Annotated in this window: 17 protein-coding genes; 14 read left to right on the top strand and 3 right to left on the bottom strand. The window is 29.6% G+C overall.

Annotated features, from left to right (window positions below; all coding sequences use genetic code 11):
- Position 1: 1 nt before the first annotated feature.
- Positions 2 to 847 (bottom strand): transketolase, encoded by an 846-nt coding sequence (locus G4L40_RS12030; protein ID WP_207785384.1) that lies wholly within the window; start codon positions 845 to 847, stop codon positions 2 to 4.
- Positions 848 to 1,012: 165 nt separating this feature from the next.
- On the opposite strand from G4L40_RS12030, the gene tgt reads away from it, so the two are divergent.
- The 11 genes from tgt to G4L40_RS11975 all read left to right on the top strand — a co-directional run bounded on the left by tgt (position 1,013) and on the right by G4L40_RS11975 (position 13,771).
- Positions 1,013 to 2,143 carry a tRNA guanosine(34) transglycosylase Tgt gene (gene tgt, locus G4L40_RS12025; RefSeq protein WP_166237447.1) on the top strand — a complete coding sequence of 377 codons (1,131 nt, stop codon included), beginning with the start codon at positions 1,013 to 1,015 and terminating at the stop codon, positions 2,141 to 2,143.
- A gap of 21 nt (positions 2,144 to 2,164) precedes the next feature.
- A complete protein-coding gene (locus G4L40_RS12020; protein ID WP_166237446.1) occupies positions 2,165 to 3,253 on the top strand; it encodes an LptF/LptG family permease in 1,089 nt (362 codons plus the stop codon).
- Positions 3,240 to 4,124: a DMT family transporter gene (locus G4L40_RS12015; RefSeq protein WP_166237445.1), complete on the top strand. Its 885-nt coding sequence runs from the start codon at positions 3,240 to 3,242 to the stop codon at positions 4,122 to 4,124. The genes G4L40_RS12020 and G4L40_RS12015 overlap by 14 nt, the downstream gene beginning before the upstream one ends.
- A 74-nt stretch (positions 4,125 to 4,198) precedes the next feature.
- Positions 4,199 to 5,152 carry an acetyl-CoA carboxylase carboxyltransferase subunit alpha gene (locus G4L40_RS12010; RefSeq protein ID WP_166237444.1) on the top strand — a complete coding sequence of 318 codons (954 nt, stop codon included), beginning with the start codon at positions 4,199 to 4,201 and terminating at the stop codon, positions 5,150 to 5,152.
- Between the two features lie 142 nt (positions 5,153 to 5,294).
- The gene (gene dnaB / locus G4L40_RS12005) at positions 5,295 to 6,842 is read left to right on the top strand and encodes a replicative DNA helicase (protein WP_166237443.1); all 1,548 of its coding nucleotides are present in this window, start codon (positions 5,295 to 5,297) and stop codon (positions 6,840 to 6,842) included.
- A gap of 96 nt (positions 6,843 to 6,938) precedes the next feature.
- Complete coding sequence (locus G4L40_RS12000; protein WP_166237442.1) at positions 6,939 to 7,247, top strand: hypothetical protein; 309 nt, start codon at positions 6,939 to 6,941, stop codon at positions 7,245 to 7,247.
- A gap of 622 nt (positions 7,248 to 7,869) precedes the next feature.
- Positions 7,870 to 8,664 (top strand): sensor histidine kinase, encoded by a 795-nt coding sequence (locus G4L40_RS11995; protein WP_166237441.1) that lies wholly within the window; start codon positions 7,870 to 7,872, stop codon positions 8,662 to 8,664.
- On the top strand, positions 8,664 to 9,350 hold the full coding sequence (locus G4L40_RS11990; RefSeq protein ID WP_166237440.1) for a response regulator transcription factor: 687 nt from the start codon (positions 8,664 to 8,666) through the stop codon (positions 9,348 to 9,350). The genes G4L40_RS11995 and G4L40_RS11990 overlap by 1 nt, the downstream gene beginning before the upstream one ends.
- A gap of 352 nt (positions 9,351 to 9,702) precedes the next feature.
- Positions 9,703 to 10,980 (top strand): asparagine synthetase B, encoded by a 1,278-nt coding sequence (locus G4L40_RS11985; protein ID WP_166237439.1) that lies wholly within the window; start codon positions 9,703 to 9,705, stop codon positions 10,978 to 10,980.
- A gap of 33 nt (positions 10,981 to 11,013) precedes the next feature.
- Positions 11,014 to 13,035 carry a tetratricopeptide repeat-containing sensor histidine kinase gene (locus G4L40_RS11980; protein WP_166237438.1) on the top strand — a complete coding sequence of 674 codons (2,022 nt, stop codon included), beginning with the start codon at positions 11,014 to 11,016 and terminating at the stop codon, positions 13,033 to 13,035.
- Between the two features lie 4 nt (positions 13,036 to 13,039).
- On the top strand, positions 13,040 to 13,771 hold the full coding sequence (locus G4L40_RS11975; protein WP_166237437.1) for a LytR/AlgR family response regulator transcription factor: 732 nt from the start codon (positions 13,040 to 13,042) through the stop codon (positions 13,769 to 13,771).
- A 253-nt stretch (positions 13,772 to 14,024) separates the two neighbouring features.
- On the opposite strand, the gene G4L40_RS11970 is transcribed toward G4L40_RS11975, so the two are convergent.
- Complete coding sequence (locus tag G4L40_RS11970) at positions 14,025 to 14,483, bottom strand: DUF1569 domain-containing protein (protein ID WP_166237436.1); 459 nt, start codon at positions 14,481 to 14,483, stop codon at positions 14,025 to 14,027.
- 114 nt (positions 14,484 to 14,597) lie between these two features.
- On the opposite strand from G4L40_RS11970, the gene G4L40_RS11965 reads away from it, so the two are divergent.
- From G4L40_RS11965 to guaB, 3 genes are all read left to right on the top strand, one after another.
- Positions 14,598 to 15,617 (top strand): quinone-dependent dihydroorotate dehydrogenase, encoded by a 1,020-nt coding sequence (locus tag G4L40_RS11965; RefSeq protein ID WP_166237435.1) that lies wholly within the window; start codon positions 14,598 to 14,600, stop codon positions 15,615 to 15,617.
- Between the two features lie 18 nt (positions 15,618 to 15,635).
- The gene (locus G4L40_RS11960; protein ID WP_166237434.1) at positions 15,636 to 16,499 is read left to right on the top strand and encodes a hydroxymethylglutaryl-CoA lyase; all 864 of its coding nucleotides are present in this window, start codon (positions 15,636 to 15,638) and stop codon (positions 16,497 to 16,499) included.
- A gap of 79 nt (positions 16,500 to 16,578) precedes the next feature.
- On the top strand, positions 16,579 to 18,051 hold the full coding sequence (gene guaB, locus G4L40_RS11955; RefSeq protein ID WP_166237433.1) for an IMP dehydrogenase: 1,473 nt from the start codon (positions 16,579 to 16,581) through the stop codon (positions 18,049 to 18,051).
- Between the two features lie 196 nt (positions 18,052 to 18,247).
- On the opposite strand, the gene G4L40_RS11950 is transcribed toward guaB, so the two are convergent.
- Positions 18,248 to 18,757 carry a CAP domain-containing protein gene (locus G4L40_RS11950; RefSeq protein WP_166237432.1) on the bottom strand — a complete coding sequence of 170 codons (510 nt, stop codon included), beginning with the start codon at positions 18,755 to 18,757 and terminating at the stop codon, positions 18,248 to 18,250.
- Positions 18,758 to 18,808: the final 51 nt, after the last annotated feature.

Below are 18,808 nucleotides of genomic sequence, written 5' to 3'. Positions count from 1 at the left end.
TCTAGTAGTCTCCTAAAGTTTCAACATTCTGTTCTAACGCTTTTGCTAATTGCTCATCATTTGGTGCTTTTCCGTGCCAAGCGTGCGTGTGCATCATAAAATCAACACCGTTACCCATCTCTGTATGTAATAAAATGCAAACTGGTTTTCCATTACCTGATTTTGATTTTGCATCAGCTAAACCAGCTTTGATAGCGTCAATGTTGTTTCCTTCTTTGATTTCTAATACAATCCAATCAAATGCTTCAAACTTTGCTTTTACACTTCCCATCGATAAAACTTCGTCTGTAGTTCCGTCAATTTGTTTTCCGTTTAAATCGATTGTAGCAATTAAATTATCTACTTTTTTAGCAGAAGCATACATAATTGCTTCCCAGTTTTGACCTTCTTGTAATTCACCATCACCTAAAAGTGCAAAAACCAAATGGTTATCGTTGTTTAATTTTTTAGCTTGCGCAGCTCCAATTGCAACTGACATTCCTTGTCCTAACGAACCTGAAGCCATTCTAATTCCTGGTAAGCCTTCATGAGTTGTTGGGTGACCTTGTAATCTTGAATTTAATTTTCTAAATGTTGCTAATTCTGCTACTGAAAAGTAACCGCTTCTAGCTAAAACACTATAAAAAACTGGAGAAATATGTCCGTTTGATAAGAAGAATAAATCTTCACCAATTCCGTTCATATCAAAACCTTCGTTACGTTTCATAACGTCTTGGTAAAGGGTAACCAAAAACTCAGCACATCCCAAAGAACCTCCTGGGTGACCTGAATTTACGGCATGAACCATACGAAGAATATCTCTTCGAACTTGTGTTGTAAAATCTTGTAGTTGTTGCGTGTTAGACATTATAATAGAATATATGTTAATTGCTTGCAAAAGTAATTTTATTTTTTTGGTGCTACAAATCATTTTGTTAGAAGTTATTAATAATTATTGTTAATCATAAATAATTCTAAATTCTAAATTCTAAATTCTAAAATAAATTATCTTTGCCGTTCGTAAAAGCACAATATGAAGTTTGATTTAATTACCAAAGACCCAAAAAGTAAAGCTAGAGCTGGAAAAATAACTACAGATCATGGTGTTATTGAAACACCTATTTTTATGCCTGTAGGAACGGTTGCTTCTGTAAAAGGAGTACACCAACGAGAGTTAAAACAAGATATTAATCCAGATATTATTCTTGGAAATACCTATCATTTATATTTAAGACCACAAACCGAAATCCTTGAAAAAGCAGGTGGTTTGCATAAATTTATGAATTGGGATAGAAATATCTTAACAGATTCTGGTGGATATCAAGTGTATTCTTTATCAGGAAGAAGAAAGATTAAGGAAGAAGGTGTAAAATTCAAATCTCACATTGACGGTTCGTATCATTTCTTTTCTCCAGAAAATGTAATGGAAATTCAAAGAACTATTGGTGCAGATATTATCATGGCTTTTGACGAATGCACGCCTTATCCATGTGATTATCGTTATGCAAAACGTTCTATGCACATGACACACCGTTGGTTAGATCGTTGTATCACACATTTAGATAAATTACCTTTTAAATATGGTTATGAACAAACGTTTTTTCCGATTGTTCAAGGAAGTACATTTAAAGATTTACGCCAACAATCAGCAGAATATATTGCTAATGTGGGTGCGCAAGGAAATGCTATTGGAGGCTTATCAGTAGGAGAACCGGCAGAAGAAATGTATGCAATGACCGAAGTGGTAACGGCAATTCTTCCTGAAGATAAACCAAGATATTTAATGGGAGTAGGAACGCCAATCAATATTTTAGAAAATATAGCGTTAGGAATTGATATGTTTGATTGCGTAATGCCAACACGTAATGCTAGAAATGGGATGTTATTCACAGCTCATGGTTCAATCAATATTAAAAACAAAAAGTGGGAAGCTGATTTTTCGCCAATCGATGAAATGGGACATACTTGGGTAGATACTGAATATTCAAAAGCTTATCTTAGACATTTATTTGCGGCTAATGAGTTTTTAGGAAAACAAATTGCTACGATTCATAACTTAGGTTTTTATATGTGGTTGGTTCGCGAAGCTAGAAGACAAATTTTAGCAGGAACTTTTAGAGAATGGAAAGATATAATGGTGATTCAAATGAGTCAACGTTTATAAAGTCAGAAATCAGAATTTAGGATGAAAATAATAGATAAATACATTTTAAAACGTTATTTGGTAACTTTTTCGGTGATGTTGATTATGTTTATTCCAATTGGAATTACAATTGATGTTTCTGAAAAAGTGAATAAAATGATTGAGAAAAAAATTCCATTGACTGATATTTTAGTTTATTATGGTGATTTCACAATTTATTTTGCCAATTTATTATTTCCTATTTTTTTGTTTTTATCGATTATTTGGTTTACTTCAAAATTAGCCAATAATACAGAAATTATTGCTATTTTGAGTTCAGGAATTTCATTTTCAAGATTTTTACGTCCTTTTATTTATGGTGCCGCAATTGTTTCTGTTTTCGCGCTAATCATGGGATTCTTTTTGGTACCAAAAGCAAGTAAAGGCTTTAATGATTTTAGATACCAAAATTTAAAAGGAAACAATAAAACAAGAGAAACGTCGGATATTTTTAGACAAATAAAAAAAGATGGTAAACTTGAAGAAAATATCTATGTGAGTAATTATAATTATTTGTCACAAACGGGTTTTAATTTTACTTATGAACGATTTTATGATAATGTTTTAGTTGAAAAAGTTACAGCAAATAGGATTCGTTACAACGAGATATCAAAGAAATATACTTTATACAACTATAATAAAAGATTAATAGGAGAATTTGACGATAGATTATTAAAATCTGATAAAATTGATTTAACCTATAATTTTGAACCTGATGATTTAACGCCAGTAGTTTATGTTGCTGAAACAATGACAATTGGTCAATTAAATTCCTTCATCAATAAAGAACGAGAAAGAGGTAACGGAAACATAAACACATATTTGGTTGTTTTTTATAAGAAATTTAGTTTACCAGTTTCTGCTTTTATATTAACAATTATTGCTGTGGCTGTTTCCTCAATGAAAAGGAGAGGCGGAATGGGAGTAAATCTTGCCATTGGAATCGTAATTGCGTTTGTTTTTATTTTCTTTGATAAAGTATTCGGAACTTTAGCCGAAAAATCAAGTATTCCTCCATTTATTGCGGTTTGGTTGCCAAATTTTGTTTTCGGAATTTTAGCAGTTTATTTACTTCGTAATGCAAAACGATAATTTAAAGAGTTATTTACATCTTCATTTAATAGTCTTTATTTGGGGATTTACTGCCATACTAGGCAGATTAATAACGCTTGACGCTTTACCATTAGTTTGGTTTAGAATGTTATTTGCCGTCTTTTTTATTTATTGGTTCATTAGATACAAAAAAATTCCAACCAAAATTCCTAGGGTAATTATTTTTAAATTTCTTGTTGCAGGTTTAATTATTGCATTGCATTGGTTTACTTTTTTTAGGGCTATAAAAGTTTCTAATGTATCTATCACACTTGCTTGTTTATCAACAGGTGCGTTTTTTGCCTCATTAATAGAACCGATTTTCTTTGGAAAAAAAATGGTTTGGTATGAAATTTTCTTCGGATTAATTGTAGTTTTTGGACTAACCATAATATTTAATGTAGAAACTAATTATGTTGAAGGAATAATTTTAGCATTAATATCTGCTTTTTTATCTGCTTCTTTTGCTGTTATCAATAGTAAATTTGTAAAAGAATATGATCCCACAGTGATTTCTTATTATGAATTAGCTGGTGGTGTATTGTTTTTTTCTCTGTTCTTATTGTTCAACAATAATTTTGATGCAGCATTTTTTCAATTGTCAGTTTCAGATTTTGTTTATTTAATGGTTTTAAGTTCAATATGTACTGCTTATGCTTTTATTGCATCTACAGCGGTAATGAAGTATTTAAGCCCATATACAGTAATGTTAACCATCAATTTAGAGCCTATATATGGTATAATTTTGGCTTATTTTATATTTGAAGACAAAGAACAAATGTCATCTATGTTTTATATTGGTGCAATAATCATTTTAGCAACAGTGATTGCTAACGGAATTGTTAAAAGCTATAAAAAAAATAACAACTAATTAAAGATAAGTTTATAAAGTTAATTGAAAATTTTATCTTTGTAATAACAAACACAAACCCAAATAAACCGATTATGGAATATTTAGATTTTGAATTACCAATTAAAGAGCTTGAAGACCAATTAGATAAATGTGAAATCATTGGTCAAGAATCTGATGTAGATGTTACTAATACATGCAAGCAGATTGAGAAGAAATTAGAAGAAACGAAGCGAAAAATATATAAAAACCTTACCGCTTGGCAACGTGTTCAACTTTCAAGACACCCAAATCGTCCTTATACTTTAGAACACATTACTAACTTAACTAAAGGAACATTTTTAGAACTTTTTGGTGACAGAAATTTTAAAGATGATAAAGCAATGATTGGTGGACTTGGTCAAATAGATGGTCAATCCTATATGATTATTGGTCAGCAAAAAGGAATCAATACAAAAATGCGTCAGTATAGAAACTTTGGGATGGCTAATCCTGAAGGTTATAGAAAAGCACTTCGTTTGATGAAAATGGCTGAAAAATTTGGAATTCCAGTTTTAACTTTGGTTGACACTCCTGGTGCTTATCCAGGTTTAGAAGCAGAAGAAAGAGGTCAAGGTGAAGCTATCGCTCGTAATATTTTTGAAATGACTCGCTTAAAAACACCTATCATTACTGTTATTATTGGTGAAGGAGCATCAGGTGGAGCTTTAGGAATAGGAGTAGGAGATAGAGTTTTTATGTTGGAAAACACTTGGTATTCTGTTATCTCTCCTGAATCTTGTTCTTCTATCTTGTGGAGAAGTTGGGAATATAAAGAGCAAGCTGCAGAGGCATTAAAATTGACTTCTTTTGATATGAAAAAACAAAAGTTGATTGATGATATTATTCCAGAACCTCTTGGCGGAGCTCATTATGATAAAGAAACTACTTTTAAAACTGTTGAACAATATATTTCTAAAGCATATAAAGAATTAAAAGATTTATCAACAGAAGAATTGGTAGCTCAAAGAATGGATAAATATTGTAACATGGGTGAATTTAAAGAATAGCCTTGTTCTACATAATTATATTAAATCCGGAGCGAATTAGTTTCGGATTTTTTTTGGCTTATTAACAATAAAATTAAGTTATCAACAGTTGGGTATTAAGAACTCAACAATTTTTTTTGTAAAAATTGGTTAACTTCGCAATATGGAAAATATCAGAAATATAAACCCTATTAAAGTAGATAAAACTACCATCATTAATTTAGAAAAAGGAAAACTACCTCCTCAAGCCTTAGACCTTGAAGAAGCAGTACTTGGAGCTATGATGATAGATAAAAAAGGTGTTGATGAAGTAATTGATATTTTACAACCTGATGCTTTTTATAAAGATGCTCACAAGCATATATTTGAAGCTATTGTTCAGTTATTCAATGAAACACAACCTATAGATTTATTAACTGTTTCTGCTCAATTAAAGAAAAACGGAAAATTAGAATTATCTGGTGGCGATTTTTATTTAATACAGCTTACTCAAAAGATCTCATCATCTGCACATATTGAATTTCATTCACGTATTATTCTTCAAAAATTTATTCAACGTAGTTTGATAAAAATTTCCAGCGAAATTATTGAAGAATCTTATGATGAATCTACAGACGTATTTGATTTACTAGACAAAGCTGAATCAAAATTGTATGAAGTTACACAAGGGAATATAAAACGAAGTTCTGAAACTGCCCAAAGTTTAGTTATTCAAGCTAAAAAACGAATTGAAGAAATTGCTGGAAAAGAAGGATTAAGCGGAATTGCTACAGGATTTCATAATTTAGATAAATTGACTTCTGGTTGGCAACCTTCTGATTTGATTATTATTGCTGCGCGTCCTGGTATGGGTAAAACAGCTTTTGTTTTGTCAATGGCCCGTAATATGGCTATTGATTTTGGTGCACCTGTGGCCTTGTTTTCATTAGAAATGTCATCTGTTCAATTAATTACTCGTTTAATTTCTTCAGAAACTGGACTTTCTTCTGAAAAATTAAGAACAGGAAAACTCGAAAAACATGAATGGGAGCAACTATCTATCAAAGTTAAAGATTTAGAAAAAGCGCCATTGTATATCGATGATACACCATCATTATCAATTTTTGATTTACGCGCAAAAGCTAGAAGGCTTTCATCTCAATATGGAATTAAAATGATAGTGATTGACTACCTTCAATTGATGACAGCAGGAGGAAATGGAAAAGGAGGAGGAAATCGCGAACAAGAAATTTCAACAATTTCAAGAAATTTAAAAGCATTAGCAAAAGAATTAAATGTGCCAGTTATTGCACTTTCTCAGTTATCACGTGCTGTTGAGACTCGTGGTTCAAGCAAACGACCACTACTTTCTGATTTAAGGGAATCTGGTGCTATTGAGCAAGATGCCGATATCGTGTCATTTATTTATCGTCCAGAATATTATAAAATTGATGAGTGGGATGATGAAGAACGCTCTCCAACTCAAGGACAAGCGGAATTTATAGTCGCTAAACACCGTAATGGAGGTTTAGATAATATCCGATTAAAATTTGTGGGCAATTTAGGTAAATTTGAAAACTTAGATGATTTTAGTTCTCCGTTTGATTCATTGCCATCAAAAATGAATTTAGATGATAGTAATCCATTTATTACACCAAATTTGCCAACTCCAAATGAAGCGTTTGGAAGTACCATGAATACAATAGATGACGATTCTGACGTACCATTTTAATTCATTCATCGATAAAACAGACATTTTGGTCTGTTTTTTTTTGTTAAATTGATATTTTTCTTACATTTATTTGTATAACCTCTAAAAGAACAAATTATGTCAGATTTTACGATTACACTTGACGAAGCAAAAACTTGGGCGAAGTCATGGAGAAACAATCCACCAAAAGCATTAGCTAAAGGTCATTTAATTCAAGGTGAAGCATTAACAGAATTATTAGGAACAGCTGGTGTAGTTAATGTTAGAGCCTACATGGGAGTTGATGGCACTGGAACTCAAAAATTAATGTTTGTAGGAGTTGATGCATCTGGAAACGATTTAATTGATGCAACACATTTAATTTATGATCAAACTCAGCCATGTCCATCATGCTGTGATACAAATAGCCCGCTATTTAATCCGTAAATTTTGTTTGATTCAAAATATCTATATTTAACTTCAGCAATCTTATGTTTGCTTTATTTTATAGGTTTTTCTAAGCAAGGAAAAACCTATAAAATTTTTTCGTTTTATTTATTAGGAGTTTTATTTATAGATTTTATTTCTTCTAAACTATGGAAATGGTTTGGTATATATAATATTTTTACATCTCATTTTTATGATTTGTTTCAGTTTGTAATATTAAGTTATTTTTATGCAACACTATTAAAAACTAAACAGCAACTCTATATAGTTTATTCTTTAATTATTGTATTACCTATTTTTTTACTTTCAAGGTATGTGTTTAACCCAAAAATGTTTTTTGAATATAGCTTGTTAGAAACATATTTAGCTACAATGCCAATAATTATTTATGGGACAATGCACTTGTATAATAATCTAAATGAGAAGAAAGAATTTCATTATGCAAATATTGGAATTTTGTTGTATTTATTTTGTAGTACATTTATTTTTTTATTATTTGAATTAAAAAATGTATTTAAAATAAAATCGTTTGATAATTTTTTAATTAATATAAATATTATTTTACAATTCATCAAATTTGGTTTTTTCTTTATACAATGGAAAGTAATTTATTTTAATAAGCATGAACTCAATTAGTTTAGAAAATACCGAATTAATTAAAGCCGTTTTTTTTATATTACTGGCTTTTTTATCTATGTTTTTGGTTTTAATTTTATTCTTCTATTTTTCAAGAAAAAAAATTGTCAAGCAAGAAATAGAAAAGAAAAATTTGGAAATTGATTACCAAAGAGCATTATTGAATTCGATATTAATTACGCAAGAAAATGAACGTCAGCGTATTGCGCAAGATTTGCATGATGATATAAGTTCAAAGCTAAATGTTGTTTCCTTGAATAGTTATCTTTTAAAAACTCCAAATTTAAGCGAAGCAGAACAAACTGAAATTACCAATAACATCATTGATTTGACACAAAAAGCACTTGAAAATTCTAGAAGAATTGCTCATGATTTATTACCACCTGTATTAGAAAAATTTGGTTTAAGCGCAGGTATCGAAGAATTGGTTGAAGAGTATAATAGTACAAAAGCGACTAAAGTAAATTATAAAAATTCTATTCTTTTTAATGATGCAGATATTGATAGAAACTTGCATATTTTTAGAATTTTGCAAGAGTTGTTAAATAATTCTGTTAAACATGGAAAAGCTTCTTTAATTTCAATTGAATTTACTACTTTAGAGCATCAAAATATGTGCACATATATTGATAATGGTGTGGGTTTTGACTATTTAGATGAAGATAATAGAAAAGGCTTGGGAATGAGAAATATAGAAAGTAGAATTAGTTTTCTAGGTGGAAAATATACGATCACTTCCAAACCAAATGAAGGTGTTAAAATTGTATTTAATTTTGTATGATGGAAGGTAAAATAAAGATTTTTTTAGCAGATGATGAAGAATTATTCCGAAAAGGAATTGTTTTTTTATTGCAAAGAGAAGAAAATATTGAAATTCTTTTTGAAGCTTCAAATGGAAGTGATTTGGTTGAAAAACTAAAAACTACTGACATACTTCCCGATATTATTTTAATGGATTTAAAAATGCCTTTATTAAATGGAGTAGAGGCTACAAAAATTATTCACAAAGATTTTCCTCAAATAAGAATAATAGCGCTTACTAGTTATAATACTAAATCATTTATAGCCAATATGATTGATGTAGGTGCTGCTTCGTATCTAGTTAAAAGTTCATCTCCAAAAGATATGCTTAAAACGATTAACGAAGTCGCAGAAAAGGGCTTTTATTATAATGAAACAGTGATGGAAGTAATTCATCAAGATATTTTATCTAAAAATACTTCAAGAACACTTTTAGATGAAGATTTTCTAACCTTAAGAGAAAAGGAAGTATTAGAATTAATTTGCAAACAACATAGTTCTACCGAAATTGCAGATATGATGAATGTGAGCACAAGAACCGTAGATGGTCACAGAAATAGTCTTTTGCAAAAAACTAATTCTAAAAATATGGCTGGATTAGTCATTTTTGCTATCCAAAATAAAATCATATCATTAGATGATTCAAATAATCAAATTGAATCCTAAGGTAATAGATTTTTAAAGAAATTAGTAGCTTCTACAAAATTGAAATACTAAAATAAAATAAACTAGTATTGTAACAATAAGTACTAAGTATCCGATTTTTTTTAAAACTTTCATTTCTTTCGAATTTAATAGGGATAAATTACTTTTATTTGTGCTCATCTTTATTTGATTTTTGATACATGTCAAAACTAAATCATTTTTTTTTTCTGTGTAAGAGTAAAAATACCTGTTTTTCAAAATAGGTATTTTTACGGGGGTAACCAGGTATTTTTACGGGGGTACCATTTTAACATTTCAATGAAAAGTATTTGTTATAAAAGTTATAAATTAGACCAATTTTTAATTCCAGCGAATGAAAGCGTTACATAAATTTTTCTTTATTGCCTTGATTTTATTGACATCTTTGTCGAGTAAAGCAGCTTTTGTATTAATTCCAATGGAGGCCGAAGGTCAGCAAAATCATCTGAAAGCATATGGCATTACCTATTGGGCCTTAGACAAAAGTTATAAAGTAAGTTGGTTGTTAAATTATAGGGGAGGTTCATTTTTATTACCAGATGCTCCCGAAATTAGGAAAGAATGCCAAATTCGAGGGGTAACATTTGAAATACTTTCAGATGCAACAACAAATACAATTTTAGAAGAAATTAGCTCGCCTTCACAAAATATGGAAACTGTTGTTTTAGAAAAAGCACCTAAAATAGCAGTGTACACACCAAAAGGTAAACAACCCTGGGATGATGCTGTCACTATGGTTTTAACTTATGCCGAAATTCCATACACAGAAATTTATGATGAGGAAGTATTATCAGATCAATTATTATTATATGATTGGTTGCATTTACATCATGAAGATTTTACGGGGCAATATGGAAAATTTTTTGGAAATTATAGAAATGCCCCATGGTATATTCAACAAAAGGCAGATGCAGAAGCTTTAGCAAAAAAGTTAGGTTACGATAAAGTTTCTGAAGAAAAGCTAGCGGTTGCAAAAAAAATAAGAGATTTTGTCATCGGAGGAGGATTTATGTTTGCGATGTGTTCAGCAACAGATAGTTTTGATATTGCTCTTTCTGCAGAAGGTGTCGATATTTGTGAACCTATGTTTGATGGTGATGATTCTGATGCAAATTATCAATCTCAAATTGATTATTCAAATACTTTTGCGTTTAAAGATTATAAGCTAGAACGTCAACCAATTGTTTATGAATTTTCTGATATTGATACTACCGAAGAACATGGAAAGGGTTCATTTATAATGGATAAGGATTATTTTACGTTAATGGAATATTCTGCAAAATGGGATCCAATTCCAACAATGTTATGCCAAAATCATACACAATTAATAAAGGGTTTTATGGGACAAACCACTGCTTTTTCTGCGGATAAAATTAAATCTAATGTGCTGATTATGGGAGAATGTAAAATCAATGAAGAAGCTCGTTATATTCATGGTACAAAAGGAAAAGGAATGTTTACTTTTTATGGAGGTCATGACCCAGAAGATTATCAACATAGAGTAGGTGATGCACCAACTGTTTTAGATTTGCACCCTAATTCTCCTGGATATCGATTAATTTTGAATAATGTATTATTTCCAGCCGCAAGGAAGAAAAAGTTAAAAACTTAATTTTTATATATTTATAGTTCTAATTCTGTTGGGATGACAAAAAAAGATAAACGATTATTTTCTTTTCAAGATATTTTTATAGGATTACTTTTTCTAGTTTTTTCCATAAGTTATTGTCAAGAAAGCACTAAAATTGATAGTTTAAAGCGGTTAATTGAAAAATATAAATCTAATCAAAAGAACACTTTATTAGATTCTTCAAAAGTTATTTTATTTAATCAGTTAAGTGAAGCTTATATAGAATCTAATCCAATCGAAGCTTCAAAATTTGCTATGGAAGCTTTGGCATTATCAAATAAGATTCATTATAAAAATGGAAGTTTGATGTCGTTTTCTATTATAGGTAGAATTAATAATAATACAGGTGATTTTACAATTGCAATTGAAAATATAAATAAAGTTTTAGCTCAAAAAGAGACTATAAAAAATAAGACTTTTCTTGGTGATAATCATTTTTATTTAGCGCAATCGTATTTGTTTTTGAATAATTTTCCAGAAGCTTTAAAAAATTTAAATACAGCACTTCAATTATTTGAAAAATTAAATGATAAATTAAGAATTGCAAGAATTTATAATAACATTGCTATTCTATATGGAAAACAAGACCGTTATGATAAAGAATTGAGTTATTACAATTTAGCATTAGCAACTATTAAAAACGAAAATTCAAAAAAAGCAAATAGATTAAAAGATATTATTAATTCTAATATTGCACTTATTTATAATGATAAAGGAGAACATGATAAAGCTTTAAAGATTTTATTAAATTCTTATATTAATAGAGATAAAAATAGCAACCCCAATAATTATGCTCTTATCTGTAGAAGTTTAGGTTCTACATATTTAAGTTTAAAAAATTATGATAAAGCAATTGAATTCTTTGAGAAATCGTTAAAAATATATTCTGAAACTGGGAATAAATCTGGATTAGGAGATGTATATAGAGAATTAGGAAAAGTATATTTTCAAAAGAAAAATAATCAAAAAGCAATTGAACTTACTGAAAAAGGATTATCATTCTCAAGTCAAATAGGTGAACTAGAGTCAATTAAATTTGGACATGAAAATTTAGCAAAAATTTATAGCCAATCGGGTAATTATAAAAAAGCATTTGAAAACCAGTTGTTATATAAAAAATATAGTGATTCTATGTTTAATGGCGAAATAAACAACAAAATGAATCAATTACAAATGAACTTTGAATTCGAAAGAAAACAAGAAATGCTGCAATTAGAACAAAAGCAAAAGGATGAAAAACAAGTTAATGAGGCAAAAAAGCAGAAAATCTTATTTTCTATTATAGCTTTGAGTTTGTTTTTTGTAAGTATTCTAGCTGTTGGAATTTATGTTAACTTAAAACAACATCAAAAGCAGAAAAGAATTGTTGAAAAGCAAAAAGAAGTTATTCAAAATTCTTTGACAGAAAAGGAAACATTATTGAGGGAAATTCATCATCGGGTTAAAAATAACCTACAAATTATTTCAAGTTTATTAAATATGCAATCGCATGATATTGATGATGAAAAAATTTTAGCAACCATTCAAGAAGGACAAAGTAGAGTTCAAGCAATGAGTTTGATTCATCAAAATTTGTATCAATCTGAGCATGTAAATAAAGTTGATGTTGAAAATTATTTAAAAGAACTAGCTGCTTATTTATCAAAAATGTACCGAGGCGATTCTGATGAAATACTAGTTGCTATTAACACAAAAGGATTACAATTTGATTTTGACACCGCTATTCCGCTTGGTTTAATTGTTAATGAATTGGTTTCAAATGCCTATAAACATGCATTTAAAGATAGTATAAAAGGAAATATTTGGATTGAAATTCAAGCACTAAATGATGTAGACTATGAATTGAAAGTTAGTAATAATGGTAATAAACTTCCATTGGATTTCGATATTGCTAAATCAAAATCGTTAGGATTAAAATTAGTTACTATTCTAAGTAAACAATTAAGAGGAAGTTTTAAAAATGAAACTACTAATAGTAAAACAGTGTGTGTAGTCGTTTTTAAAGATTTGAAAGCGTTTCAATCGTTAGAAGTATAAATTTATGGTACAAATTGTTATTGTTGAAGATGAACTTATTATAGCTGAAGATGTAAGTAATATGTTAACTCGTAAAGGTTACGAAGTAATGGGAATTGCTATGGATTATGATGAAGCTATTGCTATTTTAAAAGTTAATAAGCCTGATTTAATTTTGCTAGATATAAACTTAAATAGCAAAAAAGACGGAATTGATTTAGCAAATACAATCAATGAGTTTTATGGAATTCCTTTTATATTTACTACTTCATATTCAGATTCTGCAACACTTGAACGTGCAAAAAAATCAAACCCCATCAATTATTTAGTCAAACCTTTTAAAGAAGAGCAATTGTTTACAGCAATTGAAATTGCATTACACAAATTAGCAAATCAAGATAAAAAAGAAGTTGAAACTACAAAATCTGATGAGGCTTTGGTTATTAAAGATGCCCTTTTTATTAAAGATAAATTCAAATATACAAAGTTGATTATAAATGAAATATTGTGGATAAAATCAGATGGTAACTATTTAGAAATTCAAACAACTCAAAAAGAAGAACTAATTAGAGCAACTTTATCAAATTTTATAGAGCGTTTAAAAAGTGATACTTTTTTTAGAACGCACAAATCATATATTATCAATTTAGATTTTTTAACTAAAATTGAAACAAATTGTGTTTATATTCAAAATACAAAAATTCCAATTTCAAAAAATTATCATGACGAGTTAGTAAAAAAATTAAATATTCTTTAACTAGCCAAAATAATATCACAAATAGAACTTACTTCATAACAACTAGAGGTAATTTCATAACATTATTTTTTTAGACTAAATTTTTTTCATTCTTTTTATATTGTTAAATAAGAATAAATATATAAAAGTGAAAATGAATTACAATTTAAAAAACCAGCTTTCAGGTAATACAAAATTATTATTAAAAGTTTCGGGTGTGATAGCTTTAATTATACTTATTGTATTTTATTTTTATTTAGTGTTTAGCTACGTATTAATTTAAAATATCATCTATAATTTTTAAATGATGATTAGTGTGTAATGCTAAAAACTTTTCAGTTGGTTTCTTATTCAAATCACCAAAATATGGATGCGGGAAAAAAGCATTTTTATTTAAATCATTCCAGCCATCTATATTTTCTTTTGCCTTTTGTATACTTAATTGTAGTAATTCAGGATTAATTGTTCCTTCTGGACGTACAATTTTGGGAGCTTTAGCTTTTCCTCTTGGAATTTTATTTAAAATATCGAGTATTAATAAACGATAAAAATTAAATTTCCATTTATAAGATTCTGGATTTGAATTTTTTGTAGCAATAATTATTTGGTCAATAGTTTTTAAACTATGTTCAATATGCCAACCAACACTTTCACCAGAAATAGAATGGTTAATTCTATCATAAAAAATTATTTTGGATTCTAATTTAGAGATTAACAAAATTAAAGTGTTCATAAGAGCATAATTATTTAAGAAGTAAATGTACAAAAGATAATTTTCAGTTATTCTTAATTTGTAACATTATATTTTGATTTCTATTTTATACTTTTGCAGTACAACACAACTACTATGTATAAATTATTTATTCGTCCATTATTTTTCTGTTTCGACCCAGAAAAAATTCATTATTTTACCTTTTCATTAATTCGTTTTTTTAATAAGATTCCAGGTTTTTCAAAACTATTTCAAGCACTTTATGAAGTAAAAGATAAGCGTTTAGAAAGAGAGGTTTTTGGAATTAAATTTAAAAATCCCGTAGGTTTAGCAGCTGGTTTTGATAAAGATGCCAAATTGTATAATGAACTTTCTAATTTAGGTTTCGGATTTATAGAAATTGGAACTTTAACACCAATTGGGCAAGAAGGAAATCCAAAAAAACGCCTTTTCCGTTTGAAAGAAGATAATGCAATTATTAATAGAATGGGTTTTAATAATGGTGGCGTAAAAGAAGCTGTAGAACGTTTAAAACAAAACAAAGGTGTTTTAATTGGAGGAAATATTGGAAAAAATAAAGTAACTCCTAACGAAGAAGCCGTTAATGATTACGAAATCTGTTTTGAAGCTTTGTTTCCATATGTTGATTATTTTGTAGTGAATGTTAGTTCGCCAAATACACCAAATTTAAGAGAACTTCAAGAAAAAGAACCACTTAAGAAGCTGTTACAAACGCTAGAAAATAATAAGCTACAAACTATTAATCACAAACCAATATTATTAAAAATTGCACCAGATTTAACAGACGAGCAATTGTTAGACATAATTGATATAGTTAATGAAACAAAAATTGCAGGTGTGATTGCAACAAATACAACACTTTCAAGAGAAGGTTTACAATCTGAAAATAAATCTGAAGTAGGAGGTTTGTCTGGAAAACCATTAACAAAACGTTCTACAGAAGTGATTCGTTTTCTCTCAGAAAAAAGCAATAAATCTTTCCCAATTATTGGAGTTGGTGGTATTCATACAGCTGAAGATGCAATTGAAAAATTAGAAGCAGGAGCAAGTTTAGTACAACTTTATACCGGTTTCATTTATGAAGGACCAGCATTAATAAAAGCAATCAATAAAAAGATTTTAGAAAACAGCTAAAATTTATATCTTTGAGCTATGAATCCAATCAAAATTATAGAGTGTCCACGCGATGCAATGCAAGGTATAAAGCCCTTTATTCCTACAGAAAGAAAGGTAAAATATATACAATCATTGTTGCGTGTGGGTTTTGATACTATAGATTTTGGTAGTTTTGTTTCGCCTAAGGCTATACCACAAATGCAGGATACTGTAGAAGTATTATCTCAATTGGATTTATCAGCAACCAGTAGTAAATTATTAGCAATTATTGCAAATACACAAGGCGCACAAAACGCATCTGTTCACAAAGAAATTCAGTATTTAGGTTTTCCTTTTTCAATTTCTGAAAACTTTCAAATGCGTAATACTCACAAAACCATTGCAGAAAGTTTAGTTACGCTTAAAGAAATTTTAGAAATTGCAGATAAATCAAATAAAGAAGTGGTAACCTATATTTCAATGGGTTTCGGTAATCCTTATGGTGATCCATGGAATGTTGAAATTGTAGGAGAATGGACTGAAAAATTAGCGAATATGGGTGTGAAAATTCTTTCGCTTTCTGATACTGTTGGAAGTTCAACTCCAGAAGTGATTGATTATTTATTTTCTAATTTGATTCCAAAATATCCAAACATTGAATTTGGTGCTCATCTTCATACTACTCCAGACAAATGGTTTGAAAAAATTGATGCAGCATACAATGCTGGATGTAGAAGATATGATGGAGCCATTCAAGGTTTTGGTGGTTGCCCGATGGCAAAAGATGATTTAACAGGAAATATGCCAACAGAAAAATTATTATCTTATTTTACTACCAAAAGAGAAAACACCAATACTAGTCCAATGAGTTTTGAAAGTGCTTACAATGAAGCAACAAAATTATTTGGTGAGTTTCATTAAAAACTAATAGTAATTACTGTTACTAATCACTTTTTTTCTTATATTTGCACGCAATTTAACAACAACTACAAATTGCACCATGAAAGCACACACAACTAAGATCGTTGGCGAAGGACTTACATACGACGACGTTTTGCTTATTCCAAATTATTCAGAAATTTTACCGCGTGAAGTAAATATTCAATCGAAGTTTTCGAAAAATATTACTTTAAATGTTCCTATTGTTTCCGCTGCAATGGATACAGTTACCGAAAGTTCTATGGCTATTGCTATGGCTCAAGAAGGAGGAATAGGTGTTTTGCATAAAAACATGACGATTGAACAACAAGCGGCAAAAGTTAAGAAAGTAAAACGTGCGGAAAGCGGTATGATTATCGATCCAGTTACGTTACCATTATCTTCAACAGTTGGTGATGCTAAAATGGCAATGAAAGAATTTAGTATTGGCGGAATTCCAGTAGTAGATGAAAACGGAATTTTAAAAGGAATCGTCACTAATAGAGATTTACGTTTTGAAAAAGTAAATTCACGTTCTATTTTAGAAGTGATGACTTCAGAAAATCTTGTAACAGCTGCTCAAGGAACCACTTTGCAAGAAGCAGAAGGAATTCTTCAAGAAAACAAAATTGAAAAATTGCCAGTAGTTGACAATAATAATAAATTAGTTGGCTTAATAACTTTTAGAGATATTACCAAATTAACTCAAAAACCAATTGCAAACAAAGATAAATTTGGTCGTTTGCGTGTAGCTGCGGCTTTAGGAGTTACGGCGGATGCTGTTGAAAGAGCAACGGCTTTAGTAAATGCTGGAGTTGATGCTGTAATTATCGATACCGCTCACGGACATACAAAAGGTGTAGTGGATGTATTAAAAGCTGTAAAAACAAAATTCCCAGAATTAGATGTAGTAGTAGGAAATATTGCTACTCCAGAAGCTGCTTTATATTTAGCTCAAAACGGAGCTGATGCAGTGAAAGTTGGAATTGGTCCAGGTTCTATTTGTACAACGCGAGTTGTTGCTGGAGTTGGATTTCCTCAATTTTCTGCGGTTTTAGAAGTAGCTGCTGCATTAAGAGGGACTGGAGTTCCAGTTATTGCTGATGGCGGAATTCGTTATACAGGTGATATTCCAAAAGCGATTGCTGCGGGTGCTGATTGTGTGATGTTAGGTTCATTATTAGCAGGAACAAAAGAATCACCAGGAGAAACGATTATTTTTGAAGGAAGAAAATTCAAATCGTACCGCGGAATGGGTTCAGTGGAAGCCATGCAAGAAGGTTCGAAAGACCGTTATTTCCAAGATGTAGAAGATGATGTTAAGAAATTAGTTCCTGAAGGAATTGTAGGTAGAGTACCTTACAAAGGAGAATTAAACGAAAGTATGCAACAATTCATAGGCGGTTTAAGAGCTGGAATGGGTTATTGTGGGTCAAAAGATATTAAAACTTTACAAGAAACTAGTCGCTTTATCAGAATTACAGCAAGTGGAATTGGTGAAAGCCACCCACATAATGTAACGATTACGAAAGAAGCTCCGAATTATTCAAGATAGTTTTTCGAGTGTTCAGTCTTCAGTCTCAGTCTTCAGTTAAACACAACGTTTGTCATTCCGAAGGAATCTCAAATTATAGTTAATACAAACCTGACAGGTTTCAAAAACCTGTCAGGTTTTTTTTGCTTTAGATAGAACCCGAATTTCACAAATTCACACCAATTAATTCATTCTAATTCGTAAAATTCGTGTTTAATCATTTCGCTCCAAATAATTGCACCGCATATATTTTATTGTTTTCCCAATCAATACTAAAACCAATTTCCGTGTACAAATATTTATGTTCAATCATATTTTTGTAATGATTTGGTGAATTTTTCCATAGATTAAACATTTTTAAAGCTAATGTTTCTAAATCTTCATCTGTATAAATTTGTTCTTTAATACTTGTAAAAAGTAAATTTTCACCAACTAATACAAAAGAATTTCCACCATGAAAAAATACGCGATCTTTTGGTTTTAATTTTTTTTCATCAGTTTGTTCGTGCGATAAATTTTGAATCTTTGCGATAAATTTTGCATGATCTTCTGCTGCTTTTTTTAGATATAAGTTTTGGTTAAGTATTTTACGGTCGTTATTTACTCTTTCTTGATTTATTAATTTATGAACTTTAATTTTCAATTTTTCTAAATCAATTTTATTTTGATTTTGACTGAAACTTAAAGCCGAAATGAATAATAGGAGTAAGGTGAAATGGGTTTTCATATTATTTGTTTTTCAATACTTTATATAACTTAAAAATAGATTAAATAGTAT

This window comes from Flavobacterium celericrescens, from assembly GCF_011392075.1.
Classification (GTDB): Bacteria; Bacteroidota; Bacteroidia; order Flavobacteriales; family Flavobacteriaceae; genus Flavobacterium; species Flavobacterium celericrescens.
Note: the sequence above shows the minus strand (reverse complement) of the source record. Positions and strands in the feature narration are given on the sequence as shown.

What these genes read in the sequence shown, in the direction of transcription:
- G4L40_RS12030 (WP_207785384.1), bottom strand. Translation starts at nt 847, where the DNA reads ATGTCTAACACGCAACAACTACAAGATTTTACAACACAAGTTCGAAGA.
- tgt (WP_166237447.1), top strand. Translation starts at nt 1,013, where the DNA reads ATGAAGTTTGATTTAATTACCAAAGACCCAAAAAGTAAAGCTAGAGCT.
- G4L40_RS12020 (WP_166237446.1), top strand. Translation starts at nt 2,165, where the DNA reads ATGAAAATAATAGATAAATACATTTTAAAACGTTATTTGGTAACTTTT.
- G4L40_RS12015 (WP_166237445.1), top strand. Translation starts at nt 3,240, where the DNA reads ATGCAAAACGATAATTTAAAGAGTTATTTACATCTTCATTTAATAGTC.
- G4L40_RS12010 (WP_166237444.1), top strand. Translation starts at nt 4,199, where the DNA reads ATGGAATATTTAGATTTTGAATTACCAATTAAAGAGCTTGAAGACCAA.
- dnaB (WP_166237443.1), top strand. Translation starts at nt 5,295, where the DNA reads ATGGAAAATATCAGAAATATAAACCCTATTAAAGTAGATAAAACTACC.
- G4L40_RS12000 (WP_166237442.1), top strand. Translation starts at nt 6,939, where the DNA reads ATGTCAGATTTTACGATTACACTTGACGAAGCAAAAACTTGGGCGAAG.
- G4L40_RS11995 (WP_166237441.1), top strand. Translation starts at nt 7,870, where the DNA reads ATGAACTCAATTAGTTTAGAAAATACCGAATTAATTAAAGCCGTTTTT.
- G4L40_RS11990 (WP_166237440.1), top strand. Translation starts at nt 8,664, where the DNA reads ATGGAAGGTAAAATAAAGATTTTTTTAGCAGATGATGAAGAATTATTC.
- G4L40_RS11985 (WP_166237439.1), top strand. Translation starts at nt 9,703, where the DNA reads ATGAAAGCGTTACATAAATTTTTCTTTATTGCCTTGATTTTATTGACA.
- G4L40_RS11980 (WP_166237438.1), top strand. Translation starts at nt 11,014, where the DNA reads ATGACAAAAAAAGATAAACGATTATTTTCTTTTCAAGATATTTTTATA.
- G4L40_RS11975 (WP_166237437.1), top strand. Translation starts at nt 13,040, where the DNA reads ATGGTACAAATTGTTATTGTTGAAGATGAACTTATTATAGCTGAAGAT.
- G4L40_RS11970 (WP_166237436.1), bottom strand. Translation starts at nt 14,483, where the DNA reads ATGAACACTTTAATTTTGTTAATCTCTAAATTAGAATCCAAAATAATT.
- G4L40_RS11965 (WP_166237435.1), top strand. Translation starts at nt 14,598, where the DNA reads ATGTATAAATTATTTATTCGTCCATTATTTTTCTGTTTCGACCCAGAA.
- G4L40_RS11960 (WP_166237434.1), top strand. Translation starts at nt 15,636, where the DNA reads ATGAATCCAATCAAAATTATAGAGTGTCCACGCGATGCAATGCAAGGT.
- guaB (WP_166237433.1), top strand. Translation starts at nt 16,579, where the DNA reads ATGAAAGCACACACAACTAAGATCGTTGGCGAAGGACTTACATACGAC.
- G4L40_RS11950 (WP_166237432.1), bottom strand. Translation starts at nt 18,757, where the DNA reads ATGAAAACCCATTTCACCTTACTCCTATTATTCATTTCGGCTTTAAGT.